Below are 12,278 nucleotides of genomic sequence, written 5' to 3'. Positions count from 1 at the left end.
GGGATTCCGGTGCACAGGGGGGTGCCGACGGCCGGGTGTGGCCTGTGTCGCGGTTCCCGGCGCCGCTCCGGGACGCCTACCGTGGGGGGCGTGACGACCATCCGCGGCACACTGCCTCCGGGCTCTCCGGACTACGTCTACGTACCCGTCGAAGTACCGGCGGGAACCGCCGGACTGAAGGTCTCCTACACCTACGACAGGCCCGCCGTGCCGCCCGGCACCGCCGGCAACGCCCTCGACATCGGGCTGTTCGACGAGCGCGGCACCGAGCTGGGCGGCCGGGGTTTCCGGGGCTGGTCGGGGGGCGCGCGCACGGAGTTCTTCGTACGCGCCGACGACGCGACGCCCGGGTACCTGCCCGGCCCGCTGAACCCCGGCACCTGGCACGTCGCGCTCGGCCCGTACACGGTGGCGCCGCAGGGGCTGTCGTACGAGCTGACGGTCACGCTGACACCGGGGGAGCCCGGCGAGACCCCGGCGCCGGTGTATCCGCCGCCGCGGGCCCGGGGGCGGGGCCGGGCCTGGTACCGGGGCGACTGCCATCTGCACTCCTGGCACTCCGACGGCCGCCGCACCCCGGGCGAGATCGCGGCGCTGGCCCGGGCGGCCGGGCTGGACTTCATCAACAGCTCGGAGCACAACACCAGTTCCGCGCACCCGCACTGGGCGGACGCGGCGGGCGAGGACCTGCTGGTGCTGCTCGGCGAGGAGGTCACCACCAGGAACGGCCACGTGCTGGCCGTCGGCACCGACCCGGGCACCTTCGTGGACTGGCGCTACCGGGCCCGGGACCACCAGTGGGCCCGGTTCGCCCGGCGGATCCGCGAGGCCGGCGGCCTGGTCGTACCGGCGCATCCGCACGCCACCTGCGTGGGCTGCGCCTGGAAGTCCGGGTACCTGGAGGCGGACGCGGTCGAGGTGTGGAACGGGCCCTGGACCCCGGACGACGAGGTGACGCTGGCCGCGTGGGACGCGCAGCTCGTCGCCTCGGTGCGCGGGGAGCGGGGGTGGCTGCCCGCCATGGGCGACTCCGACGCCCACCGGGACCCGGACGCGGTCGGCCTGCCGCAGACCGTCGTCCTGGCCGAGGACCTGACCCGGGAGGCGGTCCTGGCGGGCCTGCGGGCCGGCCGGTCCTACGTCGCCGAGTCCCGGCACGTCTCCCTGTCCTTCACGGCGAGCGCCGAGGGCGGCGGGCGGGCCGGCATCGGCGAGCGGCTCGCGGTGGACTCCGGTACCCCGGTGACCGTCCGGCTGGAGGTCGAGGGCGGCCCGCGCTGCTCGGTCCGCTTCGTGACCGACCAGGGCGTGCTGTTCACCGGCGACCCGCTGCCGGTGTCGGGCACGGGCGCCGCCGAGTGGCGCACGACGGCGGCCTACGCGGCTTACGTCCGGGCCGAGTTGCGGCACGAGACGGCGCTCGGCCCGGTGCCCGGCGCGATGGCCGCGTTCACCAATCCGGTCTTCCTCGGGGCTACTTGATCTGTTCCGCGGCCCACTCGGCCCACTCCTGGCGCATCGCGTTGAAGCGCAGGCCGTACTCCAGGGCGATCCGGCCGTAGACGGCGAGGTTGTCGTCGTCCCAGTCGACGGCGTCGGTGAGCTGCCGCAGCTGCTCGTGCCCCTCCCGGGACATCTCGATCAGCCCGGTCAGGTACGCGCGCGCCTGCTCGGGCCGCAGCACGCCGAGGAAGAAGACGCGCAGCAGGATGTCGCTGCGGGTGTTGCGCTGGGGCCTGGTCTCGGTCAGCCAGTGGCGCAGCTCGTCCATGCCCTCGTCGGTGAGCGCGTACTCCTTGCGTCCGCGCGGCCCCTCGGCGCTCACCGTGATCAGCCCGGAGCCCGCCAGCTTGGTCAGCTCGGTGTAGATCTGGCTCTGGGTGGCGGGCCAGACGTTGGCCAGCGAGGTGTCGAACGTCTTCAGCAGGTCGTAGCCGCTGGCGGAACGCTCGGACAGCAGGCCGAGCAGTGCGTGTCTGAGGCTCATGCCCTCCACTCTACATTCCACAGTTGACATGTCACGACACCACCTTCTACTTTTGACATGTCGAGACAGGAACTCGACGCCCGGCCCAGACCAGACCACACCTTCGGGGGACCCCGTGTCGTACCTGCGCTCGTTCTTGCCGTGGATCGTCTTCGCCGTCATCCCCTCGGGTGACTGGCAGTGGGGCGCCCTCGCCGCCCTGGTGCTGTCCGTGGGGATCATCGCCCAGGAGAGGCGGGGCGGCGCCGGCTTCGACGCGCTGATCATCGAGGCCGGTTCGGCGGTCTTCTTCGCGGCCCTCACCGCGATCGCCTTCGCCGACCCGCACTCCGGCGTGCACGACTACTCCGCGGCCCTCTCCTCCGGCACCCTCGCCGTCATCGCCGGCGTCTCGCTGGCCATCGGGCGGCCGTTCACCCTGGGCATCGCCAAGCGGACGACACCGCGCGAGTACTGGGGCCTGAAGCCGTTCATCCGGACCAACGTGATCATCACCGCCGTCTGGACCGCCGCCTTCGCCGTGAGCGCCGTCGCCCTCGCGCTGCTGGACCACACCGGCGGCGCCCACGCGACACCCGCCACCGTCGTCCAGATCGCCGGCTTCGTGGTGCCGATGGTCTTCACCGTCCGCTACGTCGCCCGCGTCCAGGCGAAGGCCCGCGCCGCCGGGCAGGTGGCCCGATGACCACCGCGCCCAGGCACCTCACCGGGAACCACGCCCCGGTCGCCGAGGAACTCACCGCGCACGACCTGCCGGTGACCGGCACGGTCCCGCCGGAGCTGACCGGCTGGTACCTGCGCAACGGCCCGAACCCGGCCGACGCCGCCTCAGGACACTGGTTCTTCGGCGACGGCATGGTCCACGGCGTCCGCATGGAGGGCGGACGCGCCGCCTCCTACCGCAACCGCTGGGTGCGTACCACCCGGTTCACCGACCAGGCGCCGCCGTACGGCGACCGGGGCGACCGGGACCTCGCCGCCGGACCGGCCGACACCCACGTCGTCCGGCACGCCGGCCGCACCTCCGGGGAGGCGGCGTTCGCCCCCGCCGACGAGACCCCGGGCGGCCCGGGCCGGCTGCTGACGTACGTGCACGACGCCGCCACCGACCGCAGCGACCTCGTCGTCCTGGACGCCGGCGACCTCGCCGCGCCCCCGGTCGCCACCGTGCACCTCCCGGCCCGGGTGCCCTTCGGCTTCCACGGCAATCGGCTCGCCGACCGGGACGGCTAGGAGCCCCTCCGCCTCCCCCGTTTGCGGGGGATCCCGATCGCGGGGGAGGCTGACCCGCGTCGGGTGCCCGCCCGTTCGCACCGCGGGGGCTCTCCGCGCGGCGGGCGCGTGGGCCGCGGCGGGCGTCGCACCGGGAGAGAGCAGGAGACATGTCAGGCGCAGACCGCAAGCACCGCATCGTGACCCGCTTCCAGCGGCACCTCGCCAATCCGCTGATCAGGCACCTGCCGTTCCAGACGCTCCTGGAGACCACCGGCCGCACCTCCGGGCTGCCCCGGCGGACCCCGGTGGGCGGCCGCCGGGTCGGGGACGCCTTCTGGCTCGTGTCGGAGTTCGGCCCGCGGTCCCAGTACGTGCGCAACATCCAGGCCGACCCGCGCGTCCGCGTCCGTGTCGCCGGCCGCTGGTACCGCGGCACCGCCCGCCTCCTGCCCGACGACGACCCGGTCGCCCGGCTGCGCTCCCTGCCCCGCCTCAACAGCACGGCGGTGCGGGTGCTCGGCACGGACCTGCTGACGGTACGGGTCGACCTGGAGCGGTGAGGGGCCGCCCGGGCGGGTCTGCGACACTGCGCGCGTGAAGCTCACCACCGCGCCCCCGGCCGTCGAACCCGCCCGCGACTTCCCGGAGTTGGCGCCCCACGCGCGCACGACGGTGCGGCTGCACCCGCGGCGCGGCACGCCCGGCCCGCGCGACAGCCACCTCGGCGGCCCGCTGTGGTGGCCGGCGGCCGAGCCGTGGCCGGAGTGCGCCGGCCACAAGGACGTCAACGGCCGTCCCGAGGAGCCGTGTCCGCTGGTCGCGGTGGCCCAGTTCACGGCGGCGGACTTCCCCGAGCTGCCCTTCCCGCCGGGCACCGACCTCGTCCAGCTGCTGTGGTGTCCCGAGTGGCACGACCAGCCGCATCCGGACGGCTGGGGCCAGGCCTGCCGGCTGGTCTGGCGCGGGGCGGCCGACGTGACCGATCCGCTCACCGTCCAGCCGGACCCCGAGGAGCACTGGGACTACGGCTGGGACATGATCCCGCGCGCCTGTGTGCTGCACCCGGAGCGGCTGACCGAGTACCCCTGGCACGAGGAGCTGCCCGCGGGACTTGCGGAGCGCTTCGAGGCCTGGCTGGACGAGCGGAACCTGTCCGACGACGTGTCGGTGATCCCGGGCTGGAAGCTGGGCGGCGCCATGAGCTGGCCGGTCACGGACATGCCCCGGGCGCTGGACTGCGGGGAGTGCGGGGCGCCGCTGGAGCTGTTCCTCCAGTGCGACACGTACGAGTACGCGCTCGGCGGCTGGGGCCCGGACGGCGCGCCGCACCGCTTCCAGCCCCTGGAGGAACGGCACCTGGAGCCGGGCGGCGAGGAGTGGGACGCGGCCCGCGAGCCGGCCGGCATGGTGGTCGGCCGGGGCGGCCACGCGGGCGTGTACGCCTGCTCGGCCGATCCCCGGCATCCGGTGTCGTTCTTCACCCAGTGACGCCGGGGCCGCCTCGCCCGCCCGGCCAGGGCCTGCCCGGCCCGGGCCCGCTCAGCCCGGCCAGACGAGGGCCTGCACCTCGCTGTAGGCGTGCAGGGCGTACACGCCCACGTCACGGCCGACGCCGCTCTTCCCGAAGCCGCCGAACGGGGCCTCCATGTTGCGCCCGACGGTGTTGACGCCGACCCCGCCGGCCCGCAGCCGCCGGGCCACCCGGAAGGCGCGGGCCACGTCGCCGGACCAGACGTAGTCGATGAGGCCGTAGTCGGAGTCGTTGGCGAGGGCCACGCCCTCGTCCTCCTCGTCGAAGGGGATCACCGTGACCACCGGGCCGAAGATCTCCTCGCGGGCCACCCGCATGTCGTTGGTGCAGTCGGCGAGGAGGGTCGGGGCCACGTAGAACCCCCGCTCCAGGGACGGGCGTTCGCCGCCCGCGACCACCGTCGCGCCCTCCTTGCGGCCCACTTCGACGTACGCCTCCACACGCGCCCGGTGCTCGGCGGAGATCACCGGTCCGACGACCGTGTCCGGATCCCGCGGATCCCCCACCTTCAGGCGCCCCGCGTACCCGGCCAGCCGCTCCACGAGCCGCTCGTACACCGCCCGCTGGGCCAGCACCCGCGTCGGCGCCGTGCAGATCTGGCCGCTGTAGAAGGAGAAGGTGGTGCCGATGCCGGCGACGGCCGAGGCGAGGTCGGCGTCGTCGAGGACCAGGGCCGCGCCCTTGCCGCCCAGCTCCATCAGCTGGCGTTTCATGCCCCGCCCGCAGACCTCGCCGATGCGCTGCCCGACGGCCGTCGACCCGGTGAAGCTCACCATGTCGACGTCCGGGGACGCCACGGCGGCCTCGCCCACGCCGACGTCCCGCCCGGAGACGACGTTCACCACGCCCGGCGGCGCCCCGGCCGCCTCCAGCGCCTCGGCCATCCGGTAGACGGACAGCGGGTCCTGGGGCGCGGGCTTCACGACCACCGTGTTGCCCATCGCCAGCGCCGGGGCGACCTTGCCCGCCGCGTTGGCCCAGGGGTTGTTGTACGACGTGACGCAGGCGACCACGCCCACCGGCTGGCGCACGGCAAGCGCGCCCATCACCCCGGCCCGCCCCATCGGCCCGGCCTCGTTGATCTGCGGCGGGATCGCCCATTCGGCGGGCTCCACGGCCGCGTACCGTCGGAACCGGGCGGCGGCCACGCCCACCTGCATCGCCCGGGCGGTCCCGGTGGTCGCCCCGGTCTCCGCCCGCGCCAGGTCGGCGTGCTCCCCGAGGCGGGCGCGGACGAGGTCGGCGGCCCGGCCGAGCACCGCCGCCCGTTCCGCCGCCGGTGTCCGCGACCAGGCGCCGAAGGCCTCCCGGGCGGCCGCGCAGGCGGCCCGGACCTGCTCGGCGGAGGCCTCCGGGGCCCGGCCGACGCTCTCCTCGGTCGCCGGGTCGACGACCTCGTAGTGCCCGCCGTCGGGCTCGGTCCAGACGCCGCCGACGAACAGCCGCTGCCCGTCGCTCACCGGGTGCTCACCGTCCCCGTGTCCCGCCCCGAGCGCAGCACCCGCCCGGGCGCGGCCCCGCTCACCACGTCGTCCCGGATGGCCTCGACGCCGTTGACCCACACGGCCCGGATCCCGAGGGCCCGGGAGTCCAGCCGCGGGCTGTCCCCCGGCAGGTCGTGCACCAGCCTCGCCTGGCCGGCGTCGATGCGCTCCGGGTCGAAGAGCACGAGGTCGGCGTGCCAGCCCTCGGCGATCCGGCCCCGCTCGCGCAGTCCGAAGAGCCGCGCGGGGTCGTCGGTCAGCATCTTCACGGCCTGCTCCAGGCCCAGCAGCCTGCGCCCGCGCAGACAGTCCCCGATGAACCGGGTGGTGTACGGCGCCCCGCACATCCGGTCCAGGTGCGCCCCGGCGTCGGACCCGCCGAGCAGCACGTCCTCGTGCTGCCAGGTCTCGGCGCGCAGCGCCCAGGAGGCGGGGTCGTTGTCGGTGGGCATCGGCCACAGCACCGTGCGCAGTCCGTCGGCCGCGCAGATCTCCACCAGGCAGTGGAACGGGTCCTGCCCGCGCTCCTCGGCGATGTCCCGGACCACCCGCCCGGTCAGCCCGGCGTTGGCCTCGCTGTAGGTGTCGCCGATGACGTACCGGCCGAAGTCGGCGAGCCGCCGGAAGACGCCGGCCTCCTTGGAGCGGGCCCGGCGCAGCATCCCGGCGCGCACGTCCGGGTCACGGAGCCGGGCGATCCGCTCCGGTACCGGCAGCCCGAGCACCGGCCCCCACCCGGGGATGAGGTTCAGCGCGCAGAAGGTGCCGAGCGACATGTTCATCGGGGTGAGGATCGGCATGGTGAGCGCGACGACCCGGCCGCCCGCCTTGCGCGCCCGCTCGCTCGCCAGCAGCTGCCGGGGCACCCGCTCGGGCACGGCCGCGTCGACGGTGAGCACGTTCCAGTTCAGGGGCCGCCCGGCCGCCGCGCTCATCTCGGCGAGCAGCTCGATCTCGGCGTCGGCGAACTGGTCGAGGCAGCCGGCGACGATCGCCTCGATCTGCGTCCCCTCGTGCTCGCCGACGGCCCGGGACAGCGCGAGCAGTTCGGCGGGCGCCGCGTGCCGGGAGGCGACCGGCCGGCCGTCGCCGTCGGAGTGGGTGGTGGACTGGGTGGTGGAGAAGCCCCAGGCCCCCGCGTCCATGGCCTCGTGCGCCAGCCGGACGATCGCGTCCAGCTGCTCCCGGTCCGGCTGTCCGCCGGTCGCGTCGGGCCCCATCACGTACCGGCGCAGGGCGCAGTGCCCGACCATGAAGCCGGCGTTGACGGCGATGCGGCCCTCCAGGGCGTCCAGGTACTCCCCGAAGCCGTTCCAGCTCCAGGGCGCCCCCTCCTCCAGGGCGACCAGCGACATGCCCTCGACCCTGGACATCATGCGACGGGTGTAGTCGGCGTCCCCCGGGCGGGCGGGGTTGAGGGGCGCGAGCGTGAACCCGCAGTTCCCGGCGGCGACGGTGGTCACCCCGTGGTTCAGCGAGGGTGTCGCGTAGGGGTCCCAGAACAGCTGGGCGTCGTAGTGGGTGTGGGGGTCGACGAACCCGGGGGCGAGGACGAGCCCGGAGGCGTCCTCGGTGGTGCGGGCCTCCCCGGTGACCTCGCCGACGGCGGCGACACGGCCGTCGCGCATGCCGACGTCGGCGGTGCGGGCGGGGCCGCCGGTGCCGTCGACGACCGTCGCACCCTTGATGACGTGATCGAACATGGGGCTCCCTCTCAACTCCGGCGCGGGGTCCGACCTGAAGGGGCGCGGGGAACCGCGCGGCGAGCCGCGACGCACCCACGTCCCGCGACGGCCCTCACACGGCGGCCCGGAAGCGCGTGGTCCGGTGGACCGGATCCGTGTCGATCTCCGGGATCACCCGCTCCCCGATCAGCCGGATCGTCTGCAGCGTCCGGTCCTTCGGCACGCCCACCGGCAGCCCGAAGCACAGCTGGTCGGCGCCCGCCTGCTCCCACCGCTTGCACTGCCGCGTCACCTCGTCCGGGTCGCCGCAGATCAGCAGCTCCTCCTCGATGAGCAGCTCCACGAACTCGGGGGTGTACTCGGGCAGCGTCTCCGGCCACTCGGGGAACCCCTCCGGCCGGGGGAAGGTGTCGTGGTAGCGGAAGACCAGCGAGGGCAGGTAGTGCAGTCCGCCGTTCACCGCGATCTCGATCGCCTCCGCGTGCGTCGGCGCGCAGATCGCGGTGGTCGTCACCATCACGTTGTCGTTCACGAAGTCCCCGACGGGCTCGGCGTCCACGACGGCCGTCTTGTACTGCTCCAGCACCCACTCCATGTCGGAGACCTTCTGGATGCTGAAGCCGAGCACGCCGAGGCCCTTCTTCGCGGCCATGGCGTACGACGGCGGGGAACCGGCCGCGTACCACATCGCCGGGTGCGACTTCCCGTACGGCTTCGGCAGGACCTTGCGCGGCGGCAGCTGCCAGTGCTTGCCCTGGAAGCCGGTGTACTCGTCCTGGAGCCACATCTTCGGGAACTCGGCGATCGTCTCCTCCCAGATCTCCTTGGTGTGGTTCATGTCGGTGATGCCGGGCAGGAAGCCGAGGATCTCGTGGCTGCCGGCGCCCCGGCCGCTGCCGAACTCGAAGCGGCCCTCGCTGAGGTGGTCGAGCATGGCGACCTTCTCGGCGACCTTCACCGGGTGGTTGACCTGGGCGAGCGGGTTGAAGATCCCGGAGCCGAGGTGGATGCGCTCCGTCGCGTGCGCGAGGTAGCCGAGGAAGACGTCGTTGGCGGACAGGTGGGAGTACTCCTCCAGGAAGTGGTGCTCGGAGGCCCAGGCGTACTTGAAGCCGGACTTGTCCGCCTGGATGACGTACTCGGTCTCCTCCATCAGCGCCTTGTGCTCGGCGAGCGGGTCGGTCTCGGCGCGCTTGCCCACGTATCCCTGTACAAAGAGCCCGAATTCCACGGCGGTTCACCGTCCCGTGATTTTCTGACGTTGTGTCAGATCCAGTCTGTCGGCCGACTGTCGCACCGGCCGTCGCGAGCGTCAATAGCTGACGATCCCTCAGATGACGCTGACCCCGGCCAGCCAGCCGCCGTCGATCACGAACGGCTGGCCGGTGATGTACGAGGAGTCGTCCGAGGTGAGGAAGAGCGCGAGCCGCGCCACCTCCTCCGGCTGCCCGACCCGCCCGAGCGGCACGAGCTTGCGGTACAGCTCGTCCAGCGCCCGGCTCATCTCCTGCGGATCGATGTCCGGGTCCAGCCGGGCCGGGTTCGACATCGCGGTGTCGATGGCGCCCGGGCAGACGGCGTTGACCCGTATCCGCCGGTCCGCCAGCTCCAGCGCGGCCACCCGGGTCAGTCCGAGCACGGCGTGCTTGGTGGCGGCGTACGTGCCGACGGCCGCCATGCCCGTCAGGGCGGTGTAGGAGGCGGTGTTGACGATGGTGCCGCCGTCCGTCAGCTCCGGCGCGACCGTTCTGATCCCCAGGAAGCAGCCGACCTGGTTGACCTGGACGACCTGCATGAACTCGTCCAGCGGGGTGTCCACGAGGGAGTTGAAGCGCAGGATGCCCGCGTTGTTGACCAGCCCGTCGATCCGCCCGTACGCCCGCTTCACGGCCGCGACCGCCTCCCGCCAGCCCTCCTCGCTGCCCACGTCGAGGTGCACGTACAGCGCCCCGATCTCCTTGGCCAGGGCCTCCCCCTGGTCGTCCAGCACGTCGGCGACGGCCACCCGCGCGCCCTCCGCCCTGAAGAGCCGGGCCTCCTGCTCGCCCTGTCCGCGGGCCGCCCCGGTGATGACGACGACCCGCCCGTCCAGCTTGCCCATGAAGCTCCTCCCTCAGTTCAGGCGGGGCGCGACCTCGGCCCCGAACGCCTCGATCTGCTCGATGAGTTCGGCCCGGCCACGGCTGCGGAACCGCACCTGGACCTGGTCCACGCCCAGCGCCCGGTACGCCCGCAGCGACTCGGCGATCTCCTCCGGCGACCCGGTGAGGGTGCGCCGCCCGACGTCCCAGCCGGCCCGGCCGACGTACAGCGGCTCGGTGAGGGCACCGACGGTGAAGGGGCCCTCGACGCCGTGGTCGGCCCGCAGCCGCCGGATCCGGGCGACCTGTACCGGCAGGCGCTCGCGCGGGTCCCCCTGCGGCAGCCAGCCGTCGCCCCGCAGCGCGGCCCTGCGCACCGCGGCGGGCGAGGAGCCGCCGACCCAGAGGGGGACGCGCGGCTGCGCCGGCCGGGGCCGCTGGCCGAGCCCGGCGAAGTCGTAGAACTTGCCGTGGTGCTCGGGGAACTCCTCGGTCCCGAGGGCGGCCCGCAGGGCGTCGATGCTCTCGTCCAGGACGGCTCCCCGGCGCTCGAAGTCCGCCCCCAGCGCCTCGAACTCCTCCCGCACGTGTCCGGCCCCCACCCCGAGGACCAGCCGCCCGCCGGAGAGGTGGTCGAGGGTGGCGTACTGCTTCGCGGTGAGCAGCGGGTGGCGCAGCCCGACCACGGCCACGTGGCTGAGCAGCCGGACGCGCCCGGTCACGGCCGCGAGGTGGGCGAGGGTGGCGACGGGGTCGTACCAGACCGTGCTCATGGCCGGGGCCAGCCGCCGCGGGACCGCCACGTGGTCGCAGCAGGCCAGGTAGTCGAACCCGGCGCGGTCCACGGCCCGCGCGATCTCCACCAGGTCCGCCGGGCCGGCCCCGGCCTCCCACGCCTCGGCGAACAGGGCGCTCTGCGCCTGGACGGGCAGCTGGATGCCGTACGCCAGGCTCACTTCGCCCCCCGCCACAGGCCGTCCGCGGTCAGGCCCAGCAGGTCGATGGCGTTGCCGCGCACGATCCGCTCGACCACGTCCGGCGCCAGGTGCCCCATCTGGGCCTCGCCGACCTCGCGGGACTTGGGCCAGGTGGAGTCGGAGTGCGGGTAGTCGGTCTCGTACAGGACGTTGCCGATCCCGACGGCGTCCAGGTTGCGCAGGCCGAAGGCGTCGTCGAAGAAGCAGCCGTAGACGTGTCCGGCGAACAGCTCGGACGGCGGGCGGCGCACCTTGTCGGCGACCCCGCCCCAGCCCCGGTTCTCCTCCCACACCACGTCCGCGCGTTCGAGGATGTAGGGGATCCAGCCGATCTGGCCCTCGGCGTACATCACCTTCAGGTTCGGGAAGCGCTCGAACTTGCCGCTCATCAGCCAGTCCACCATCGAGAAGCAGCAGTTGGCGAAGGTGATGGTGGAGCCGACGGCGGGCGGCGCGTCGGCGGAGGTGGAGGGCATCCGGCTGCTGGAGCCGATGTGCATGGCGACGACCGTGCCGGTCTCGTCGCAGGCCGCGAGGAACGGGTCCCAGTCGTCGGTGTGGACCGAGGGCAGACCGAGGTGCGGGGGAATCTCGGAGAACGCGACGGCCCGGACGCCCCGTTCGGCGTTGCGCCGGACCTCCCGGGCCGCCAGCTCGGCGTCCCACAGGGGTATCAGCGTGAGCGGTATCAGCCGGCCGTGCGCCTCGGGCCCGCACCACTCCTCCACCATCCAGTCGTTGTAGGCCCGGACGCAGAGCAGGGCGAGCTCCCGGTCCCGGGCCTCGGTGAAGGTCTGCCCGCAAAAGCGCGGGAAGGTGGGGAAGCAGAGGGCGGACTGCACGTGGTTGACGTCCATGTCGGCGAGCCGCTGCGGGACGTCGTACGACCCGGCACGCATCTGCCCGTAGGTGATGACCTCGAGCTTGATCTCGTCCCGGTCGTAGCCGACGGCGGTGTCGAGCCGGGTGAGGGGCCGGTGCAGGTCCTCGTAGACCCACCAGTCGCCGAGCGGCCCGTCGTCGCTGCCCGGCGCCCCCATGACCGGCCGGAAGCGCCCGCCGAGGAAGGTCATCTCCTTCAGCGGGGCGCGAACGATCCGGGGCCCGGTGTCCCGGTACTTCTTCGGCAGCCGGTCCTGCCACACGGTGGCGGGCTCGACGGTGTGGTCGTCCACGGAGATGATCAGCGGGAAAGTGCTGTCGTGGGTGTCCATGGCGCTCACGGTAGCGCCGATCTGACGACCCGTCAGCTATCGGTGTCGGCCGCGTGTGTGCGAAGAGGGTGTGAGGGCTTTGTGGACTGAGACGCACCGGCCTG

General features: G+C 73.6%; 12 protein-coding genes. 5 read left to right on the top strand and 7 right to left on the bottom strand.

Annotated elements, in window-relative coordinates:
* The first annotated feature begins 42 nt into the window (after nucleotides 1–42).
* Complete coding sequence (locus ACZ7FF_RS24975; RefSeq protein ID WP_470814711.1) at nucleotides 43–1,482, top strand: CehA/McbA family metallohydrolase; 1,440 nt, start codon at nucleotides 43–45, stop codon at nucleotides 1,480–1,482.
* Here ACZ7FF_RS24975 and ACZ7FF_RS24970 read toward each other — a convergent pair.
* On the bottom strand, nucleotides 1,475–1,987 hold the full coding sequence (locus ACZ7FF_RS24970) for a PadR family transcriptional regulator (protein ID WP_470814497.1): 513 nt from the start codon (nucleotides 1,985–1,987) through the stop codon (nucleotides 1,475–1,477). The two genes, ACZ7FF_RS24975 and ACZ7FF_RS24970, sit on opposite strands and share 8 nt — an antisense overlap.
* Nucleotides 1,988–2,102: 115 nt before the next feature.
* Between ACZ7FF_RS24970 and ACZ7FF_RS24965 the strand changes: the two genes are divergently transcribed.
* From ACZ7FF_RS24965 to ACZ7FF_RS24950, 4 genes are all read left to right on the top strand, one after another.
* Nucleotides 2,103–2,672, top strand: a complete 570-nt coding sequence (locus ACZ7FF_RS24965; RefSeq protein WP_470814496.1) for a hypothetical protein — start codon at nucleotides 2,103–2,105, stop codon at nucleotides 2,670–2,672.
* On the top strand, nucleotides 2,669–3,220 hold the full coding sequence (locus ACZ7FF_RS24960) for a carotenoid oxygenase family protein (RefSeq protein ID WP_470814495.1): 552 nt from the start codon (nucleotides 2,669–2,671) through the stop codon (nucleotides 3,218–3,220). Before ACZ7FF_RS24965 ends, ACZ7FF_RS24960 begins: the two co-directional genes overlap by 4 nt.
* A gap of 149 nt (nucleotides 3,221–3,369) precedes the next feature.
* Nucleotides 3,370–3,762 (top strand): nitroreductase/quinone reductase family protein, encoded by a 393-nt coding sequence (locus ACZ7FF_RS24955; RefSeq protein ID WP_470814494.1) that lies wholly within the window; start codon nucleotides 3,370–3,372, stop codon nucleotides 3,760–3,762.
* A gap of 34 nt (nucleotides 3,763–3,796) precedes the next feature.
* On the top strand, nucleotides 3,797–4,690 hold the full coding sequence (locus ACZ7FF_RS24950; protein ID WP_470814493.1) for a YwqG family protein: 894 nt from the start codon (nucleotides 3,797–3,799) through the stop codon (nucleotides 4,688–4,690).
* 51 nt (nucleotides 4,691–4,741) lie between these two features.
* Here the strand turns inward: ACZ7FF_RS24950 and ACZ7FF_RS24945 are convergent, their stop codons facing one another.
* The 6 genes from ACZ7FF_RS24945 to ACZ7FF_RS24920 form a co-directional block, all read right to left on the bottom strand.
* Complete coding sequence (locus tag ACZ7FF_RS24945; RefSeq protein ID WP_470814492.1) at nucleotides 4,742–6,193, bottom strand: aldehyde dehydrogenase family protein; 1,452 nt, start codon at nucleotides 6,191–6,193, stop codon at nucleotides 4,742–4,744.
* Nucleotides 6,190–7,920, bottom strand: coding sequence for an N-acyl-D-amino-acid deacylase family protein (locus tag ACZ7FF_RS24940; RefSeq protein ID WP_470814491.1), 1,731 nt, complete (start codon nucleotides 7,918–7,920; stop codon nucleotides 6,190–6,192). The genes ACZ7FF_RS24945 and ACZ7FF_RS24940 overlap by 4 nt, the downstream gene beginning before the upstream one ends.
* A 94-nt stretch (nucleotides 7,921–8,014) precedes the next feature.
* On the bottom strand, nucleotides 8,015–9,133 hold the full coding sequence (locus ACZ7FF_RS24935; protein ID WP_470814490.1) for an LLM class flavin-dependent oxidoreductase: 1,119 nt from the start codon (nucleotides 9,131–9,133) through the stop codon (nucleotides 8,015–8,017).
* Nucleotides 9,134–9,232: 99 nt separating this feature from the next.
* Nucleotides 9,233–10,003 carry an SDR family NAD(P)-dependent oxidoreductase gene (locus ACZ7FF_RS24930; protein WP_470814489.1) on the bottom strand — a complete coding sequence of 257 codons (771 nt, stop codon included), beginning with the start codon at nucleotides 10,001–10,003 and terminating at the stop codon, nucleotides 9,233–9,235.
* A gap of 12 nt (nucleotides 10,004–10,015) precedes the next feature.
* Nucleotides 10,016–10,933 carry an LLM class F420-dependent oxidoreductase gene (locus ACZ7FF_RS24925; RefSeq protein ID WP_470814709.1) on the bottom strand — a complete coding sequence of 306 codons (918 nt, stop codon included), beginning with the start codon at nucleotides 10,931–10,933 and terminating at the stop codon, nucleotides 10,016–10,018.
* 2 nt (nucleotides 10,934–10,935) lie between these two features.
* Complete coding sequence (locus ACZ7FF_RS24920) at nucleotides 10,936–12,174, bottom strand: amidohydrolase family protein (protein ID WP_470814488.1); 1,239 nt, start codon at nucleotides 12,172–12,174, stop codon at nucleotides 10,936–10,938.
* Nucleotides 12,175–12,278: the final 104 nt, after the last annotated feature.

Source organism: Streptomyces sp. NPDC037126, assembly GCF_055605965.1.
The sequence above is the reverse complement of the archived record's forward strand: the minus strand, read 5'-3'. Positions and strand labels throughout refer to the sequence as shown.